Here is a 21033-nt window from a genome sequence, read left to right as displayed (position 1 = left end):
TTGCTATAGTTGATGAGGCCAGCTTTTGCAGCAGCGTAAGGCATAGTTGAATAATATAATGGCAGGCTTCCCTGAATCGAAGCAATATGTAAAATACAACCTGCCAATTTCTCCAGCATATAAGGCAATAGTCCCCTATCTAATCTAACAGGTGCAAAGAGATTTGCCTGAATAGTATCCTCCCAGTGTTTGTCCGTTAAAAAGCTAAATCCACCTCCGTGCGTTTCGGAGCCACCCAGATTGTTAATGAGAATGTCAACTCCAGCAAACAGGCTTTTAACCTCAGCAATCAAATTTGTGGTACCATCAACCGTACTGAGATCTGCCGTAATAAACTGGACGTCATCCGAGATATCTTCTGGTTTGTTCGGGCAGTTACAATCACCTGAGCTCCACCCTGTGACAGCCTTTCCGCTATTGCTCTTCCGTTCCTTTTGTGCCTCCTGTTACGAGGGCAACTTTAACTGATAATTCGTTATTAAAGCGATATTGATCCATTTCTTTCTTCATAAGACAAATCTGAGCTATATGAGGGTTCAAACAAATACGGAAAAATGATTCGCATAGGGATAAATTTATCCCTATGGCAACATCAGGAGTAATATTTTATCCTTGTTTATGACTTATGAAAAGAAGATAGGATTGTCACTTAATTGTGGGCTCGACCTATTAGCTGAAGTTCTTTAAGGGAAATGGAAAATCCTTTTATTATATTTTATTCACCAGGGCCACAAAGACCCAGCGAACTGCAGCGTAAAATTCCTGATGCTTCCCGACGGATCCTGAATATGCACCTAAATGCACTGGAACAACATGAACTGGTTACAAAAGAGACTCCCCCCAGCTCCCATCAAAAGTAGAATATAGTTTAACAGATTTGGGGAAAAGTTTGATACCGGTAATATTTACGCTTGGAGAATGGAGTTGAACATCAGCATAAATTGAGGGAGGTTATTGCAAAGGCAAATTCAGCAAACGAAGATTAGACTTTGCCTCCATAGACAAGTATAAATTTCATCTTTTCTCTATTGCATCATTTTCAAGGACAGAAGGACTATGAGGCATAACCTTACAATCCTAAAATACAATAAAACCAATACCGACTGACAATTGTAAAACCAGCCTGACTCAGCATCCTGCCACTATCTCCAGGTATAGAAGAACTATCTGAAAACACCAAAAAGCCGCTTCAAAATTTCTTCTGAAGCGGCTTTATTAATCCTTTCGGATAAATCACCAGGTATAAAAAATCACTGATCTCAATATCCAGGATTTTGTTTCAAATTCATGTTAGCATCAAGAAATGTCTGACTGATCGGATAAACATTCTTGTAGTTCGCAGAGCTTGTTTCAGCATCTTTACAGAACCAGGATTTACCGGTATACACATTGACATCCGTCCCAGTTACCTTAAAACGGATCAGATCCTGCCTTCTGTGGTGTTCTCCTACGAATTCCCATGCCAGGTCATCCAGAAGACCTCCCAGCTCTATATTAGCTCCTCCTTCAACGGTCTGCCATTTCTTATTTTCATAATGGCCGTAATTATACACACTTGCCCCTTTCAGCTGTGCCACTGTCCGTTCAGCCTTACTGGTATTGTTGGTAAATGCCCTTCGACGAACCTGAGTTACCAGATCGGCAGCAGTCTGCTCATCCTGACCCAAACGTAAAAGACACTCTGCTTTAATAAAATAAGCATCAGTTAAGCGGAATAAGGGAACATCATCTGAATAAGTCCCCACATTGCCTGCCAAGATCTGGTATTTCTGAAAACGGGCACCCTCAAATTCATATGCACCCGGATTATCAATACTGGTCACATCCTTTGTGTACACCATAGGGCTGCCATTTATCTGAATGACGTTTCCATTTGCAGTATATTGTGTACCGATGAGCCAGGTTGACTTCAACCGGGAATCGTCAGCATCATAAGTATCAATAAATTGTGGCACTGCGCAACTGCCGTTCCATGGTGCAGAACTCAAACTAAAAGTAGCCGCACTGCCACCATGTAATGCTTTATTGGATAAATAGTTACCACTTGCATAAACAATATCAAAAGGAAGAGCAAAAATTACTTCAGGACAGCTGGCAAGGTTATCCTTGAAAGGATCTGTATAATTTGGTGCCAGGGAATACTTGCCTGCAGCGATGAGCTCATTTACCTCCGCCAATGCCTTCTGATAATAGGTATTGTCATTGCCACCAAACCAGGCATTATGGTTCAGGTACATTTTCGCCAGCAACATGTTGACAGCATACCTGTTCATGTGCCCGTAATTGGTCGTACTGGTACTTATGGTCTCCTTCACTTCAATTAATTCAGAAACAATAAAATCGTACATCTCCTGCTGCCCCACCTGCGAAGGAAGAAATCCTGCCTCTAACTTATTTGTTGTCAACAGTGGTATATTTCTAAAATTATCAAATAAATAATAATAGAACAACGCCCTCATGGCACGCAATTCCGGCCTGTATTCATCTACCACAGGGTTCTGCAGATCAAGTACGTTATTGATACTGCCGATGCCTTTATAACCGAAATTCCAGAGATTATAGAAGTGCGATACAGAGGAATGATAGGTATGTTTATGCATAGTGATATAATAATCCCCCCAGCCTGTACCTATTCTATAAGGCGTCATAAGCAGATCGGACGATTCCTCGTAGATGTCGAACATTCCATCCCATCCCCAATAAACACTTCTCAGGTTAGAGAAAGCAGGTGCAATCAGGTTTTTGATATCTGCATCAGTAAAATTTGTCTTTTCTGTAGCGATATCACTATAGAGCGTTTCAGACAAATCCGTACAGGCAGACTGCGAGAAGAGCAAGCCTGCAAGCACAGCTGCACAGACCTTATTTTTTATATTCATTTTCTTCATGTTGTTCTAATTAAAATAAGACGTTAATTCCAAATGTGAAAGAACGGATAGTTGGGTATTTATCCCTTGGATCATTACCTGCACCCTGCAGGTCAGTATTAGTTAATTCCGGATCAAGACCTGAATACTTTGTTATACAGAATAGGTTTTCGCCGGTTACATAAAGCCTGAGGTTTTTGACCGCTTTGCTTTTAGACAGGTCAAAAGTATATCCCAGGGCAACATTGTCCATCTTAAGGAAATCGCCTTTTTCCAGATAATAACTCACAAAAGTCTGTGATTGTGCAGTCGATAAAGTTGACACCCCATAAACAAGATCCTTTGCTGAGGCCAGCCTATTGTAAGCGATGGAGTTATTTTCATAAAACATACGCTGCTCGTTAAGAATTTCGAATCCAAGCTGTGCACTCATCTGAACATTTAAGTCGAACCTTTTATATTTGAAAGTATTACCCCATCCTAAAAACACTTTAGGCAGACCGTTACCCAGGTACTGACGATAATTGTCGGTCAGCATGCTGGTCTGAAACTCCTCTGCCTCACCTGTCTGCGGATTTTCAATCATCCACAATCCATTTTCAGATAAACCTACAGATTTAAGTCCCCAATAATTTCCAAAAGACTGACCCACTTCCAAGCGGTGTGTGGGTACAGATATAGGATCACCGGCATATCCGGTATTCAGGAAGTTCACCGTCTGGTAGAGGTCGTTGGAAAGACTAACCAACTTATTCTTGTTATGAGAGAAGGTTAAATTGGAACGCCATTCAAAGGCTTCTCCTCTTACCGGTACTCCTGCAAGCATTACCTCTATCCCTTTATTCTGCATTTTTCCAACATTTGCCTTGGTAAGTGTAGACAGGTTCGGTGGCAATGGCACATTATAATCCCACAGCATATCCGATGTCTTTTTGTTATACACATCCACCGATCCACTGAGGCGTTCTTTGAATAGACTGAAATCAACCCCGATATTTAATTCTTTGGATTTCTCCCAATGAAGATCCGGATTTGGATTATATTCCGTTGGACCTAATCCGCTTACCCATTTCCCATCTACAAAGTAATTTGTTCCATAATTATATTTCGTGAGCGAGAGATATGATGACCCTGGAATAACCCCTGTTACCCCATAACCGGCACGAAGTTTCAGGCTGCTCAGCCAGGTCAGGTCTTTCATGAATGCTTCATTGCTCAGTGTCCATCCGGCAGATACCGCAGGGAAACTTCCCCATTTATTGTTATCCCCAAACTTCGTAGATCCCTCACGACGGAAACTGGCCAGTAAGTTAAACCGGTTGTCATAATTATAACTCAAACGGCCAAAAAAACCGATTAGCTTATCATCTGATTTGGAGCTTCCTATAGAGGCCCTTCCATCTTTTAGCGCGACTCCCTGATTGATATTGTGGTAACTGTACACATCTGTAGGGAAGTTAAAGTTAAACATACTGCCCGATTCAAAAACATTATACAGATAACTGTATCCTGCAAGCGCCGTGAAAGAATGTTTACCAATCGTTTTATTATAGGAAGAAGTTAATTCCATATTATCTGAACGACTATCTGCATCGGAACGGTAAGCAGATCCGTTATATCCATTTATGGTTGAGGAGAAGTATTTTTTCGTTGCATAATAACCATAAAGACCGGTTTCTGTGTTTCTTGACAACATGATATTGGTTTTCCACCCTTTAACCGGTTCGATAGTCAGGTTACCGGTCAGTCTCGACCACCTTTCCTTGCGTTCCCCATTAAATTCATTCACCATCGCTACCGGATTATAATATTGAAAGACATTATAATCCTCATAGTAACTTCCATCAGTATTATAAACCGGAGCTGTCGGATTCCTGATCAGTGCCTGGCGGTAAACATTTACCACTCCCAGATCGGAAGCTACTGTCGCATTATTCTTCTTTTCTCCTACAATAACATTGAAGTTCAGTTTGACGATATCATTCAGCATATAATGATTGATATCAAAAGTACTTTTCAATGTATTGGCATTTGTTCCGTTGATCACCCCATTTTCATCGCGGTAGGTCACGTTTGCTGAATACGTCGTATTTTTCATTCCGCCGGAAAGATTCAAACTATGGTTCTGTGTTATTCCTGTACGGGTCACCTCTTTGATCCAATCGGTTTCCGTACCCTGATCGGTAAAACTTGTCAACCCTTCTCTGACATCCTGGGCACTCATGAATTCCGGCAGTTTATAGTAATTGGATACCGATGCATAACTGTGATAGGTTACCTGGGATTGCTCTCCCCTGCTGCCCTTTTTTGTGGTGATGAGGATCACCCCATTTGCACCCCTGGTACCATAAATTGCTGCTGCGGAAGCATCCTTCAGTACATCAACAGATTCGATGCTTTCAGGGGCAACCGTAGCCATATCCCCCACTACACCATCTACCAGAATCAGAGGGGAAGTACTGCCCTCCAGCGTAGAAATACCACGTAACAGAATTCTGGAGGACGCATTCGGATCTCCCGATCCTTTTGTAATGTTTAACCCCGCCACTTTACTGCGGATCAGATCAGATGCATCCTGAACATTACCGCCCAGGAAATCTGCTGCTTTAACACTCACCACGGCACTGGTCACATCACCTTTACGCTGCGTACCATAACCAATGACCACCACCTCGTCCAGTCCGGCGATATCATCCTGCAAAACAATCCCCATCCCGCCCGTTGTAACAGCACTCGTTTCAATTGTTTTATACCCCAAATAACTGAAAACTAAAACAGCATTGGGAGCAGTTAACTGGATGGAGAAGTTACCCTTCTCATCCGTTCGGGAACCATTTTTTTTACCTTTCTCCAATATGCTGACGCCAGGCAGGGGAATTCCCTTCACATCTTTTACGGTTCCTGTTACTTTTTCCTGGGCCTGGGCACCCATGACCGAGAGTAACAGAAGAAACAGGAATGTCAAGCTTAAACATTTCCTGTGGTTTAGTTGATTTTTCTTCATAGAATTACATTAAGTTTTGGTTTGGTTGAGATTGATTCAAACGACTTCCTATGGGTTGGTTATAGCGGAATAGGAAGAGGTTTGCTCATAAATGTCAATGAAACATTTATCATAGTCTAATATATGCCCAAAACCTATCGGCTATTAACTGTATTTTACCCGTTACAATACGGTTTTTAACCACTTAAATACACTAATCCTTTAACCTGGATAGCTGTATTCCTTTTATTTTGCAGAAAAAAGGAGATTATTTCCCAGATGGTATTATTTATCCTTTAAGTTTGAGATTCTGTTCTTCATCACCAGATTGATGGTCAATAACATGCTGTTAAACAAAACATTTTGCCGCTGATCACTGCTAATCCTGAAAAACAAGCCTCATGAATAATATATTCCAGAAATCCCTTCCAATAACACCTTACCTCATAGCTAAAAATCAATTTTAATGTTGCAAATGCCTATTCTTTATGGTTACTTTATAGCAACCTGCTATAAACATTTTATTGATGCAACAACCTTTTCCTGGAATACGTATCCTCCTTCTCTTCCTGCTCAGCTGCTTTATACCAAAAGTTTACGCCCAAAACAGTGTCAATGTCATTTTAAAAGGGATTGTCAAAAACACAAATAAGGAAGTTATTGAGGGTGCAACGCTATTTTTAAAAAATGGGGATAATGGTCAGGTGGCTCAACAACGGGTCAGTGATACAAACGGAGCCTTTTTATTTTCTGCACCTGCAGGAAATTATGTTTTATCGGTCAGCTATCTGGGCAAATTATCCTATCAGAGTGAACTCTTGAAATTATCAGGCCCTATGGATCTGGGCGTGATTGAGATTGAAAGTACCGAGCGCAGCTTAAAGGAAGTCATCATTCAAAGCTCGGCCAGTAAACCCCTCATCAGGATTGAAGGCAGAAAAATGATTTATAATATCGAGAATAGCACTACTGCACAAGGAATGAACGCCCTGGAAGCCCTGAAAAAGACTCCGGGGATCATCGTGAATCAGGATAATTCCATTACACTGAACGGAACCAGTGCTGCGCTGGTGATGATCAATGGCAGACAAACTTATTTGCAGGCAGAGGAACTTGCACAGCTGTTAAAATCAATGTCCTCGTCCGATTTAAAATCGATTGAAGTCATCAAAAATCCATCAGCAGAGTACGATGCTGCCGGTACCGGAGGAATTGTTAATCTAATCCTCCAAAAATCCATTGCAGAAGGTTTTAACGGCAGTATCAACAATGGACTTGCCTATGGCAAAACCCTGAAACAAAACACCAATATGAACCTCAACTTCCGTAAAGGGAAAGTTAATCTGTTTGGCAGTTACAATCATAATTTCGGACATTTTGCAATGGACTATGACTATGACCGCAGCACAAACGGAAAGGTTTATTTAAACTCCAATCACGATGTGGATAAACGCCATAACATAGGATCAAGCCTGGGGCTGGACTATGCCATAGACACCACAAAAACTATTGGAATGGTAATGAATGCCAATTTTTCAAGTGGTGGTGGACTGATCACCCCGACCACACATATTTACGATCAGGCAACAGGCGATCTTCTGCAGCTACTGAAGAGTCAGAGCAGCTACCCTGACCAGATGGCCAGGAGATATAATGCCAATGTAAATTACAGGTACAAAGGCAGCAACCGCACCAGTCTGGATATAGATGCAGACTATGGAATCTTTGATGCTGCTACAAAAAATCTGAGTACAAATACTTTTTATGATCCCAACGGGGTATTTCAATCCGCCAACAATTTCCTGGTAGCCAACAGCAGGGACATTAAATTATACGCGGTCAAGGCAGACTATGGTTTTCCAATTCGGAAGGCAAGGATACTGGCAGGCGCAAAATTTTCAGAGGTCAGTGCCGAGAATACATTTGATCAATATGATGCGAATACCAGCGTCAATATCATCGATGTGAATCGATCCAATACGTTCCACTATAAAGAACAAATAACTGCCGGATACCTGAAATACGAAACACCTATAAATGATGAACTGAGCCTGGAGCTCGGCGCAAGACTGGAAAACACACATTCTCAGGGGGATTTACAACCCAGGGAAGGCAGCAGCCAGTCGGCAACTTCAGTGGTAAGAAATTACCTGAATGTATTTCCTACAGCTGCGATTACCTATAAAACCAAACAATCCGGCACCTATAATTTAAGTTTCGCCCGTCGCATTGACCGCCCTGCCTATAATAACCTGAATCCATTTTCATACCCTATAGATGAGCTTTCCTATTGGACAGGCAATCCATTTCTGCAGCCGCAATATGCAAACACGCTGGCTCTCCAGTATAGTTACAAAAAAACAACAGTGTCCACCAGTTACACCCACACCAGTGACATCAGCCACACCATAACAGAAGTTTCAGAGGGGGATATCATACATATGGTACCCAGAAATATCGGTTTTCAAAATAACCTGAATTTAACCATCACGCAACAGCTCAGTTTATCAAAATGGTGGAACATGAGCCTGACCGGAATAGGATACCGCCTGGAGAATAAAGTTGGAACCGAGGCGTATGGAAATTACAGACGCAGCCGTTTTGCAGGTACAATTAATCTCCAGCAGAATTTTAACCTTCCTGGTCAATTGACAGCCGAGATCTCAGGGGTCATGAACTCAAAAAACATAAGCGGCTTAAATACATTTATAAAAAGCAGTTCACAGGTCGACCTGGGTTTACAGAAGAATTTAATGCAGAATAAAGCAACCCTTAGGCTTGCAGCTTCCGATATATTCTGGACAAACAGAATCAATACAGACACGCAGCTGAATAATTTATTGCTGCATACCACCTATAGAGGGGAAACCCGCCAGCTGAGGTTAAATTTCAGTTACCGCTTTGGTAACCATAAGATCAAAACAAATGACAGCCGGAAATCAGGACTGGAAAACGAATCACAAAGATTGTAAACTAATTAATCCACTGCTTTGAGGATAATCTAAGCCACCCAGTTCCCCATCTATAGCTGAAGACAGATGCAATTAGAGGAAAAACATGTACACTTTCTATCTGCACCAGAAGAAAATCTAAAAAAAACTAACATCCCAACTCACAAACCTTAAAAAAACAACCATTCAACAATAAAAAATGTATAAACAAAAATAAAAACACAAATTACACCAACAAAAAATCAATACTAACACAAAAACTCTCAAACACACAAATTAAACTACACAAAATACACAAACAAACAATATAAAAATCACATAACATACAAAAACACAAATAAAATAACCTAATTATTAACAAAAAAGATACAATAAAAAATTTTTAAACAAAATAAGTCAATAATAAGATAAAATTAGAGATGTTTAAGCCTCTCATGCAGATTAAGTTTACTCCGGGATTCAGAACCACACCTCAACGAGCCCCATTAACCTAAACAATCAGCTATGATAAAAATCTTATTAATTCCATTATTAAGCATACTCCTATTTATGGAGTCAGCTTACGCTCAGAATTCTCCTGTAAAGGGAAAAATCACAGATAGTTCAGGCGCACCATTACCAGGAGCATCTATCAAAGAAAAAGGAACCACAAATGGCATCTTAACTTCAAACCAGGGACTATTTACGATTAACGCAGCTGGAACAGCTACGCTAACCATCTCAGCAATAGGGTATATCACACAGGAGATTGCTGTTAACAACAGGAAATACATTGAAGTTAAACTGGCAGACAACAATGAAACACTTCAGGAAATTGTCATCAATGGAGCTTATGGTACAGCAAATAAAAGTACTTATACCGGTTCCGCAACGGTTGTCAGCGCCGCTAAAATCCAATCTACACAGCCGACAAATATTAGTCAGGCACTACAGGGAATGAGCCCCGGTGTTCAGGTACTGAATACGAATGGTGCTCCGGGCAGTAATGGCGAAATTACCATCAGGGGACTCAGCTCTGTAGGCGGAAATAATTCACCCTTATATGTGCTGGATGGAATGCCCTATAATGGAGACCTTAGTGCAATCAATCCAAATGATGTAGAGTCAATGACAGTGTTGAAAGATGCTTCCGCTACTTCCCTTTATGGATCCAGAGCTGCAAACGGAGTAATTGTCATTACCTCCAAAAAAGGAACATCTACCGTTCCCCTGATCAATCTGCGTACAAACTTCGGGTTTTCTGATATGGCCGTACAGTATCCGGAGAAACTCAATCCGGGAAACCTTTTCGAACTGGCCTGGGAGGCCATCCGCAACGGACAAACGGATCAGGGTAAAAGTGCTGCAGAAGCGGCTCAGTACGCCACAGACCGGTTGGTCGGATACTATTTCCAAAACCCTGCACAAAATGTATTCAACACCCCAACCCCTATCGGACTGGATGGCAAACTAAAATCAGATGCCGTACAGCTTTATAATGGAGATTGGTTTGGAGAATTATTCAGCAGACGTTTACGTCAGGAACATACGCTTGACATAAGCGGCTCGGCTGGTCAGGATTACAAAACGCAATATTTCATTTCCGGATCATACCTGAATGATAAAGGGAGTTTTAATGTACAGGAATTCGAAAGATATTCCGGCAGACTGAATCTGACCTCACAACTCAAAAAATGGCTGACTGTAGGGACAAATATTTCCTACAGTCACTCCTTTCAGCAAAATCCAGGTGTAGAAGCCCGTTTTACCAGGGTAATACCTACAGTTTACCCGGTATATGAATGGGATTACGAGAACAATCAATATCAAACGGATCCCTATGGAAACCTGATGCCCGATTTCGGAAACAGTTCACGCACAGAATGGAGAGGATGGAATCCCGGATTCATGGGCGAATACAAAAATGCTTATGACTGGAATTTCGGAGGCATCCAGAAGGACAACCTGAGCACGAGGAGTTTCGCAGAAATCACGTTTATTCCCGGACTCAAATTAAGGTCAGGCATCAGCACCGACCTGCAGCAAAACAACAGCCTTGACTATCAGTCGGCTACGCTGACCAGTTCAGCAGGCTATGGAGGATGGGCGGGTCGCAATGCTTCACGCAATTTTTCCTACACTTTTAATAACCTGTTAACCTATGAACATGCCTGGGATAAACACCATATCAATATCCTCGCCGGACAGGAAAACTACAAATTAAAATATAACAATGTTTATACCTCTGGAGAGGGATTCACCTCCGGCGGACTTTATGAACTGGATGCAACTGCGGTGAGAGGAAGTACATCCTCTTATGAAGACAACTACCGATTGCAGAGTTACCTCTCCAGGGCAGAATATGATTTTGACAGGCGCTATTACTTATCGGCCAGTTTCAGGAAAGACGGTTCTTCCCGTTTTCACCCTGATAACCGATGGGGTAATTTCTGGTCAGTTGGTGCCTCCTGGTTATTAAACGAGGAAAACTTCCTTAAAGACACGAAATGGATCAATAGCCTGAAATTAAGAGCAAGTTATGGAACTGTGGGTAATGACAAGGTAGCAGTAGGTTATTACGCCTATCAGGGGCTGTATAGCTCAGGATGGAATGACAACGGAAATCCCGGAGTATTGTTATCCTCGCTTCCTACCCCTAATTTAATCTGGGAAAGCAACGTACAGACAGATGTTGGTATAGACTTTAGCCTTTTTGGACACCGCATTCATGGTACACTGGATTGGTTTAACCGGACTACAAAAGACCTCATCTTTAACAGGCCGCTTGCTCCTTCTGTAGGGATTCCCACTATAGCCGAGAATGTCGGGGATGTTAAAAACACAGGACTGGAACTGGAATTGGGCGCAAAACTGATTCAGGGTAGCGGCTTAAACTGGTCCGTAGATCTGAATGCCTCCCGCTATAAAAACAAAATCACCAGGCTGCCGCAAAACGAAATCTACGAGGGACGATTTAAGCTTACTGAAGGGGTATCGCGCTACGAATTTTTTGGACCTGTATGGGCAGGTGTAAATCCTGAAAACGGAAACAATACCTGGTGGAAGTTTACAGAGAATGGACAGGAAAGAACTGAAGATTATACCAGTGTAAATACTACTTCACAAATGAGGTACCTGGGATCTTCCATCCCTGATCTATTTGGCGCTTTAACGAACAACTTCTCTTATAAAGGATTTGACTTATCCATCATGATGTATTACAGTATTGGTGGAAAAATGTATGACGGAGACTACGCAGAAGGCGTAAGATGGAGAAGAGGTTTCAATATGAGCGTGGATGCACTGGACCGCTGGACACCTGAAAACAGGGAAACTGACATTCCAAGACTATCGGAATACACCCAAAATAATATCTCTGTATACTCTTCTCAATATTTATTTGATAACACCTTCCTGAGACTCAGAAACCTGTCACTGGGGTATACACTCCCATCTGCTATTTCCAAGAAATACGGATTGAATTCCGTTAAGATTTATGCACAGGGAACAAACCTGCTTACCTGGGGAAATGCAGCAAATCGCGGCACCGACCCTGAGACCACAGTAAATGGAATTGTGAGTAATGGTCCTAACGGCACAGCTACAGGTTCAGTTCGTAAAAGCTGGTCAGTTGGCCTGCAGGCTGCATTTTAACATTTGTATAGACATTCAAAATATCAGAATTATGAAATATCAAAAAATTATACTTTTCCTGATCACTGCAGTACTTTGCACAGAAGGAACAGGTTGCAAAGACTATCTGGAAGCGAATCCATCAACTCAGGTATCAGACCAGGTATTGTTCAAAAATGCCAATGGTGCCCAAACCCTTCTTAACGGCATCTATTCCTATATCCGACTCAGAAATCAGGATGTTGAATATGGCACTGTTATTCAATTCAGCAATGGCTTTGATGCCGCTGGGAATGATTTAATTGTTCGAAATTCCATGGGCCAGCTACAGGTTTACTACGCCCATAACCTTGCAGAAACCAGAGCAGATGCGCTCTTGACCCGAAATGTATGGGAATATTTTTATACGATTATAAACAATGCGAATATCATTCTTGACAATATCGATGAAAGTGCGGGAGAGCAAAGTCAGAAGGACCTCATTAAAGGTCAGGCTTTGGCCATCCGAGGCTGGGCCTATTTTTACCTGGTCAGATTTTATCAGCAGACCTATGCTATTGCTAAAGAGATGCCCGGAATACCTTATTACAGCAAAGGTGCCACTACAGTTGGTATGCCCAGAGAGAAAGTATCTACAGTATATACCAATATCGTAAATGACCTGCAATCTTCAATTGAACTTCTTGCACCGATGAGCAGGAGTTTTAAAAGCCAGATTAATCAGCGCGTAGCACAAGGTTTTCTTGCGGAAGTTTACCTGGTTATGGAAGACTGGACAAAGGCAGCAGAACTGGCGAAGTCCGCAAAAACTGGTTTCCCGCTGATGAATGCCGACGATTACCGTTCAGGGTTTAACGACTGGAGCAAAGAAGAATGGATGTGGGCGGCCCCGCAGACTGTGGATGCCAATTTTGGTAATGCCTCCCCTTTCACCTTATGGGCAAACCAGACACGAGGTGACCGCTGGACTTTCGATTTTATGTTTGTGAATGACAAATTCAAAGATTTGTTTGAAACTGATGATGTAAGAAATCAATTCCGGTTAAGGACAGACGTCGGACTATGGACCTCTGATAAATTTCGTGATGCTGCCGATTACTATGGTGACGTGGTATTGATGCGTGCCTCAGAAATGTATTTAATTGAAGCAGAGTCTCATGCCAGAATGGGAAATGAAGCGAATGCAAAAGAAGTATTATGGCAATTACAGGATCAGCGTAATACCAGCAGAACAACTTCCACAGGCCCACAACTGATTGAAGATATTCTGACGGAAAGACGTAAAGAGCTGTATGCTGAAGGATTTGCCTGGTTTGATTTAATCAGAAATCAAAAACCCGTACACAGAGAAGGCGACCATCCACTGAAGCCGGAAATCGCTGCAAGATCCTGGAAATTCATTTTACAGCTGCCTATAGGTGAATTCACAAGTAATACCAACCTTAATCCGGGTGATCAGAATCCTTATGAAGGGATATATACTCCCTGATATGTTCTATTAGCCACAAAGATAAAGTGTAATCCGAAATCGGATTACACTTTATATCAATAGCTTACAAGAAGCAACATAAAAAACATCAAAAAACCACAGGATAAATCATAAAATAAATTTGCACATCTAATTATTTATCCTACTTTTGCAATCCCAACAACGGGATAGATTAATTTTTAATTTAAAACGTTGGTCAAGTTCGGGGTGTAGCGTAGCCCGGTATCGCGCCTGCTTTGGGAGCAGGAGGTCGTAGGTTCGAATCCTGCCACCCCGACTTAAATAAAAAAAGAGATCAAATGATCTCTTTTTTTATGCCCAAAAATTCGCAGAATTTTGGATCAAGAATCAAAGCGGATCAAGATCAAAAGTTGTGGGCATAGGCAAAATGTTCAGCTTGAAAGTGTGGAACTTTCCCAACGTGATCACGATATGAAGACCTGTTATGTTTTATACTTAATGATCCTGTATCAAATAAACTGAATCAAAGTCCGTCCAGAAAGAGGAAGATATACAAATTTTGATCCTGAAGATATGATATCTATTTTTTAACTATTGGTTAATGATAAATCAACAGAGGACATCTGTATAAAAAAATACAAATCAGACTGAAATTTTCTCGATCTCTGACCGTGGAAATATGGAGGGTAACCGGATTAGAATTGATCAGAAACCACCTCAATCCGGCGATATATCTCGACTGTTGTGCCGGGGCTCTGTGTAAGAATTGATAATTTACGTTTTTAGGCTATTTAAAGCTTTGCTGTGCGCTTAAATGCAAGGATTTATATCATATCATGCGCTGAATTATTAATTCACTCAGAGGTCATTATATGAAGTATTTTCATTTTGTGTAAAATTAGCAATAGTTTAGGATTGGGTATATTTAGAACTTGGTAATGGTTTTAAAATTGTTCTACACGTCCTCGGGCAAGCTGCGTGTCAACTGCGAGTTGACTGCGACTTTTGAGGGAGTAAAAACAACTAGTGATTTTTACACGGACTTTTCACGGAAATAATATACACCTGAGTCGCTCTCTGACCGAACACCTACCGAACAGAGAGCGAGTACAATTACTTAAAATCCGTGCACGTCTGATTTAAATTTATGATCATCATATGATATTAAAATAATTAATAATATACTATCTGTTTGTTATTAGAAATTGTGATAAGCATACAAAATCTACACTGGTTCCCGGTTTAAAATCAATCTACTTTTCTGAAGGCTTCTTATTTGCTTCCTGGTATTGGGAGAGCATCATTGATATTTTTGAGCAAGATGAATGTGGAAGAGTAAAAAATGGTGATCAATTCTCAAACTGCTTTGATGCTATTTCTATAGAAACTCTAATGCTAAAACTCAAAGCAATTAGAAGTACAATTCAGGTGGAGGAGAAAGATCAAATTCTTATTATATACGTGTACACCGATTTATACCTAGTTTAACATGCTCCCTACAACTTTTGGTTTTGATTCGTTATTTCTTTAAATTTTTTTGTCATCAACTTTTTCCCAGCATCCATAGTTTTAATATGAAATATGGTAAATTACAGTAGATTTACGACATGGAGGGGCACCATACCGATCTTCCACTATTACCTAGAATTTGGCCTGTTCTAACTGCAAACACTTGAATAATGGAACAAAACAAAGATGAACAGAAATTAAGCTTAAAATGTGCATCACCTTTTGCACAGACCTATTTTCACGGAACAAGAGCCGATTTAAAGATAGGCGACCTTATTACAATTGGTTTCAACTCTAATTATGGACATAAGAAAAATGCAAAATATATTTTCCTGACTGCGACATTAGATGCCTCAATTTGGGCTGCCGAACTGGCCATTGGTGAAGGAAGGGAAAGAATTTATTTGGTAGAGCCAACAGGAGTGATCGAAGACGACCCTGACCTGACAGACCAAAAATTTCCGGGAAATCCAACAAAGTCTTACCGTTCAACACACCCATTCAGGGTTGTAGCTGAAATCACCATTTGGCAAGGACACCCCACTGAACAAGTGAAGACAATGAAAGACCATCTCGAACGATTAAAAGCACAGGGGATAAATTCATTAAACGACTGATCCAATAGATCTTGAAAAAGATGTGATCGTGGAGGTAACAGTTCCGAGGCATTCACAACTGTCTTCGACCGTAGTAAAAGTGATGGTGGTTGCCTCAGTTAAAAACTTATGGTCTAATTGCAATGATGCCATCCCGCCCATCCCCTTTGCGTTCAAAGCTCAAATGGCATCATTGCGCTTATTGATCAATCAAACTTCCCAGCAATGAATTGTTCACAGAAGCCAAATGAAAGCGTCATTCCGTTCCCACCCAGGCCATTGATAATGGTCACCTGTTCTTCAGGGGCTGCAAGAAAAGAACTGGCTCCATTGGTCATTTTGGGATAGATTCCCTGCCAGGTCTGTATTATCCGGTTGTCCCTGAACTGTGTAAATGTCTTTAGGTAAGACAGGATCATATCATTGATAAAAGCCTTGTCGAAAGGATCATGTGTCAACCCATATTCATGGGAATCACCAATGGTCAGCTCCCCTGCCCCATTTTGCGACACCATTACATGTATCCCCCACTTCAGTTCCTCCGCATACTCCCGCTCATACCGCTCCTTTAAGGCCGGCAGTGTCGCTGCCGATTTAAACCCCGGATAATGAATGAGGGATAAACCGCCACATAGTGAAGGACCAATGCGCCATTGTTCAGGCTGCCCCACTATTCTCAGCATTTGCAGTTTGCATTTGGTAATGGAAGTTTCAGCAAAAAGTTCGGGATACAGGGTCTCAAAATCTGCTCCGGAGCAAACAAAGACCTCATCAGCACTCCATTTCCTTTTTCCGGAATAGACACTGCCACCATCAACTACCGAAATGGCTGTATTGAAATGAAACCGGACATCATATTTTTCCCGAAGGTATTTGGCGACCTGCCCTACAGCAACCCTGGATTCAATAATCATTTCCTCAGCGCTCCAGAGTGCCGCTTTTAAGTTTTCAGGATTGATCGCTCCTGATCGTTTCAATGCTTCAGATGCACTTAACAGGGCACAGTCGCGACTGTTTTCATTGGCATCTACATATTCTTTCATAACCTGAGCCTCATCATCATGGTAAGCCAGATGCAGTGACCCTACTTCATCATGCCAGATATCCGCTTCTGTACAAACCTCCTTCCAGATCTTCCTGGATAACATGGCACGCTCATACATATGGCCTGTCGGCTGCCCAATAGGCCAAACCATCCCGAAATTGCGGACAGACGCACCCATTGCGTATTCATTACGCTCGAAAACAGTTACCTTAAAGCCCCTGGCCGCCAAAGCCCTGGCCGTGGCAAGGCCGACAATACCGGCACCAATTACTATAGCTGATCTTTCTTTCATATCGTTTTGTATTTATAGGTCATTTTAGAATTTTGCTCACTCTGAACAAAGTAAATCAGGGACAGCAGTGTACCAACACCACCTATGATTGCTACATAGATCATCCCGTCTTTGAAAAAACTGCTCCAGCTGATGTCCTGGTGCCCGAATTCTTTAAACATCATGATACTGATGGTACCCAGGTACCCCACAGAATCAGCCACATACATGACAAAGCCCACATTACTTTTGTATTTAAAGGTAGCGATCATCCGCTCGAAAAAGATTGCATTAAAAGGTACATAACCCATATATAATCCTATTCCGGTGAAGGTCATCCAGAGCACAGGATCTATGAGCTGCCGGTCGAACATCCAGGTGGATACACCAATAGCCATAAACCCCAGAAAAATGAACAGGTGAATGTACTTAAAAGCCTGAAGATTGTTCTTTACCAGGATCAACAGGCCCATCATCGCCAGGATGATGATGGAAATGATGGTGTCTACATGGGTAAAGATGCTGTTTCCCTTTACCCCCAGATCTGCCCAGATCTCCACCTCAAAGTTGTCACGTACATCCCGCATAACGGTTAGCATGACATAGATGATGATAATCAGTATGATTCCGGGAATAAAACGCAGGAAGAATTGCGTCCGCTGCGCAGCATTCATGGGAATACGTTCAGCCCGCATTTGCCTGTCTTCTTTACTTGGTGGCGGCATCACTTCCAGGTAACAGACGAACAATAACAACGGAATAACGAATAGCGCTCCTGTGAGGAATGGCATGAAAAACTCATTTACCCCGAAATTGGTGACCAGCGTCCGCCCTACTGTCTTCACAAACCCTGAAGCGAAAATAAGGCTTACCGACATTACTGCCGCCATAAATTCAGTCGACTTTCTCCCTTCCAGGTAGCCAAAAATTAATCCCCAGATCATTCCAAGCGGAAAACCGTTGATCAGCAGAAAAACGATGTTCCAGGGAGCCGGTACCACCGCAAAACAAAAGAGCGCCAGCCAGGCTATCCCGATCAAAAGCAAGACATAAAATGCCCGCTTCCGGGCGGTGACTTCCGCAATGAAACGGATCCCGTAAAATTTACTGAGGGTGTAGCCGATTAACTGGACAACCACCAACCAGACTTTATAGTCGATGCCCATATATTCATGTTCACCATAAAAGCCCGCAGAAAAAGATTTACGGAAGGCATACATACTGGTATAGGCACCGAAGGCCGAGACTGCTGCCAGGATAGTTACGACTGGATATGGCCATGTGGCAACTTTTTGTCTGAATTGATGGAGTAGTCTCATGTTATGATTTGATAATATCTAAAAGCTCGGAAACATCGTCTATGATGTGCGTAGGCTGGTGAAAATTCAGTTCCTCACGGGAAAAAATACCCGTCGTAACGCCAATGACATACTTACAGCCTGCATTTTGGCCTTCCCTTACATCCACCTCGGTATCACCAACCTTGGCGACTTCCTGGGCGTCAGTGATTCCGCTGTAGTCCATCAGGCGCTGGATCATGAATGGATGCGGCCTGCCCAGTTCCACTTCGTCAGAACCGATGACATGGTCAACAAGTCCTTTTTGTTTCCATTGCAATCGTTCCATGATGACATCTGCAATATCCCTTGAAAAACCGGTATTGATGGCGACCGCAATGCCTTGTCCGCGAAGCTTTAAAAAGGTTTCCTCTACATGGGGAAGCGGAACAACGTCTTCGTTGGTCTCATAGAATTCGATCATTTTTCTCACAAATTCAGCATGGATACTGTCCACCAGTGCCGGTGTGATTTCCGCCTCTTCTACCCCATCCAGTGCAAGAAGTTTGCGGATGGCCAGTTTCTTTTCATAGCCCATTAAAGGGTTGATGACATCCAGTGCCATCTGGTAACCATGCTTGTCCAGCGCAGCCTGGAATGTCTTACTTACTTCAAAATTATCTTTTACGGTTGTTCCCGCGATGTCAAATACGACTAATTTGATTCCCATTTTCTATATCTCTGTTTTAATAATTATATTTTTCCATCTGTTTTTCAGCCGGCTTAAGGAACAGCCGGTCTGCCGGTACAATCTGCCTGGCAAGTCCCGGCCCGGCATAGAATACTTCGAGCCAAAAACCACCCATTTCATTGAAATAAAGTGCTTTTATAGCATGCCTTCCTTTTTTGAGGTTAATTTTTCCCGAACGTTCAATTACACCATGCGAACCATTATTATCGACTACTTTTTGATCGTTAATGTAGAGTTCGCTGCCATCATCAGATTGGGTGTAGAAGGTATATTCCCCATCAGTTTGGATGTCCAGGTATCCATCGAACGAGAGTGCGAAATTGCTGCCTTTTCCCATCAGGGGAAGCAGAAACCCACGGTCGAGGTTGAACTCATCACTCTCCCATTGCTTGTTGGCTGTCAGTTTCTTGAAATCGGGAAGCGCAGCCCAATTCTTTCCCAGGAAAAAACTGACTTTTAACCCATTGCCCTGATTGGATTTGACCAGCCTGAAATAGGCATTGCTGACCAGGCTCTCATTACCGGACTTGTCGAATGCCTGTGCTTTTACGACTGTTGTTTTGTCGAGTGCAAATGGCCCGCTATAGCGCTGGGCACCTGGCCCTGGCTGACTTCCATCGAGCGTATACCGGATTTCCGTATCAGGCATAACTGCCTCTATTTTAACTGTCGGCTGTTTATCTTTATACAGTCCGCCCGCCTGTGCGAAAAGATATTTGTCAGGATAGATTACAGGCGATGGAATCAGCTCCTTGCCTAACCATAAGTTTTCCGGTTCCCCAAATCCGGCAAAGGCACTCTTCACCGGTCGTCCGGTCCATACATATGGAGGAGTAACCTTCAGCGCAAAAGCAATGCTGGCCGCCAGGTCATAGGTATAGACCTGTTGTTTTACCTTGTATCCCTGCTTCACCCCCTGACCATAAAATATCATGGCAATTTCTGCTTCCGCAGGAGTTGCACCACCGTGACCGTAACCAACACCGCCATGGTCTGAGGTGATGATAACCAACGTATGTTTCATCATGCCCGATTTTTCCAGTCCCCTGAGGATGACACCGACCAGGGAGTCTGCTTTGGCAATCGATTCAAAATAGGGTATTGTTCCATGGCCTGCACCATGGCCCGCACCGTCAACATGGTCGAGCTGAAGGAAGGCGAGCGTGGGCTTCTTACGTTGCAGGTAAGCAACAAAGTCGTTGGTGGATTCATCTTCAGAGTCAAAGTGTTTGTCGTACGACAGGCTTTCTTTTTCCACCAGACGGCCAAAACCATCCCAATGATATACTGCACCGATCTCAGCCTCCGGCTTTGCTTTTTTTACTACAGAAAAAATAGTAGGAAACAGACCCGATGGCCCGGCAGCAATAGGCGGCAGGGAGGCATCTTTCATTTCCCAGTCGTTATCCAGGATTCCATGTGCTTCCAGTCCGGCACCCATAATCATGGAAGCCCAGTTTGGGCTGCTGCTGGAAGGCAGTACCGTCCTGACATTCCATTTCACGGAGCCTTCGGCGATCATCTTATCCATTACCGGAGTCGGGGCCTTCCGTATCCCATCGGGGCTTAAGCCATCTATACCAATGACCACCACATGCCGGATGTCCTTCGGAGCAGTTTTATTGTCTTGAGACCAGCCAGTTGCTGCATTAAGGAGCAACAGAGTAGTCCACAGGATTTGATTGTATTTCATCTTTATATTTTTTTTCAACAGTGTGATT

General features: G+C 42.5%; 10 protein-coding genes, 1 tRNA gene and 2 pseudogenes. 6 read left to right on the top strand and 7 right to left on the bottom strand.

The features are described 5' to 3' along the window. Positions 1-14: 14 nt before the first annotated feature. Positions 15-332: pseudogene (locus ACSBL2_RS08820) on the bottom strand (SDR family NAD(P)-dependent oxidoreductase); the annotation flags it as partial. Between the two features lie 360 nt (positions 333-692). Between ACSBL2_RS08820 and ACSBL2_RS08815 the strand changes: the two are divergent. Further along, a pseudogene (locus ACSBL2_RS08815) lies at positions 693-928 on the top strand (winged helix-turn-helix transcriptional regulator). Between the two features lie 331 nt (positions 929-1259). Here the strand turns inward: ACSBL2_RS08815 and ACSBL2_RS08810 are convergent. After that, positions 1260-2888, bottom strand: coding sequence for a RagB/SusD family nutrient uptake outer membrane protein (locus ACSBL2_RS08810; protein WP_442591320.1), 1629 nt, complete (start codon positions 2886-2888; stop codon positions 1260-1262). A 10-nt stretch (positions 2889-2898) separates the two neighbouring features. Beyond that, the gene (locus tag ACSBL2_RS08805) at positions 2899-5871 is read right to left on the bottom strand and encodes a SusC/RagA family TonB-linked outer membrane protein (protein WP_442591319.1); all 2973 of its coding nucleotides are present in this window, start codon (positions 5869-5871) and stop codon (positions 2899-2901) included. A 506-nt stretch (positions 5872-6377) separates the two neighbouring features. Here ACSBL2_RS08805 and ACSBL2_RS08800 point away from each other — a divergent pair. The 5 genes from ACSBL2_RS08800 (at position 6378) to arr (ending at position 15989) form a co-directional block, all read left to right on the top strand. After that, positions 6378-8822 carry an outer membrane beta-barrel protein gene (locus ACSBL2_RS08800; protein WP_442591318.1) on the top strand — a complete coding sequence of 815 codons (2445 nt, stop codon included), beginning with the start codon at positions 6378-6380 and terminating at the stop codon, positions 8820-8822. A 528-nt stretch (positions 8823-9350) separates the two neighbouring features. After that, positions 9351-12434: a SusC/RagA family TonB-linked outer membrane protein gene (locus ACSBL2_RS08795; protein ID WP_442591317.1), complete on the top strand. Its 3084-nt coding sequence runs from the start codon at positions 9351-9353 to the stop codon at positions 12432-12434. 31 nt (positions 12435-12465) lie between these two features. Next, a complete protein-coding gene (locus tag ACSBL2_RS08790) occupies positions 12466-13902 on the top strand; it encodes a RagB/SusD family nutrient uptake outer membrane protein (RefSeq protein WP_442591316.1) in 1437 nt (478 codons plus the stop codon). A 203-nt stretch (positions 13903-14105) separates the two neighbouring features. Continuing rightward, positions 14106-14179, top strand: a tRNA-Pro gene (locus ACSBL2_RS08785). Between the two features lie 1363 nt (positions 14180-15542). Then, positions 15543-15989, top strand: a complete 447-nt coding sequence (gene arr / locus ACSBL2_RS08780; protein WP_442591315.1) for an NAD(+)--rifampin ADP-ribosyltransferase — start codon at positions 15543-15545, stop codon at positions 15987-15989. A 185-nt stretch (positions 15990-16174) separates the two neighbouring features. On the opposite strand, the gene ACSBL2_RS08775 is transcribed toward arr, so the two are convergent. The 4 genes from ACSBL2_RS08775 to ACSBL2_RS08760 are packed head-to-tail and all read right to left on the bottom strand — an operon-like array spanning position 16175 to position 21005. Next, positions 16175-17305 (bottom strand): TIGR03364 family FAD-dependent oxidoreductase, encoded by a 1131-nt coding sequence (locus tag ACSBL2_RS08775; RefSeq protein ID WP_442591314.1) that lies wholly within the window; start codon positions 17303-17305, stop codon positions 16175-16177. After that, the gene (locus ACSBL2_RS08770) at positions 17302-18603 is read right to left on the bottom strand and encodes a DUF5690 family protein (RefSeq protein ID WP_442591313.1); all 1302 of its coding nucleotides are present in this window, start codon (positions 18601-18603) and stop codon (positions 17302-17304) included. Before ACSBL2_RS08770 ends, ACSBL2_RS08775 begins: the two co-directional genes overlap by 4 nt. A gap of 1 nt (position 18604) precedes the next feature. After that, positions 18605-19291 (bottom strand): HAD hydrolase-like protein, encoded by a 687-nt coding sequence (locus ACSBL2_RS08765; protein ID WP_442591312.1) that lies wholly within the window; start codon positions 19289-19291, stop codon positions 18605-18607. A 16-nt stretch (positions 19292-19307) separates the two neighbouring features. Then, complete coding sequence (locus ACSBL2_RS08760; protein WP_442591311.1) at positions 19308-21005, bottom strand: alkaline phosphatase family protein; 1698 nt, start codon at positions 21003-21005, stop codon at positions 19308-19310. Positions 21006-21033 lie beyond the last annotated feature (28 nt).

The sequence above is a fragment of the Pedobacter sp. AW31-3R genome, assembly GCF_052180285.1.
In the GTDB taxonomy this organism is placed as follows: Bacteria; Bacteroidota; Bacteroidia; order Sphingobacteriales; family Sphingobacteriaceae; genus Pedobacter.
This window is presented reverse-complemented; position numbering and strand designations above follow the sequence as displayed.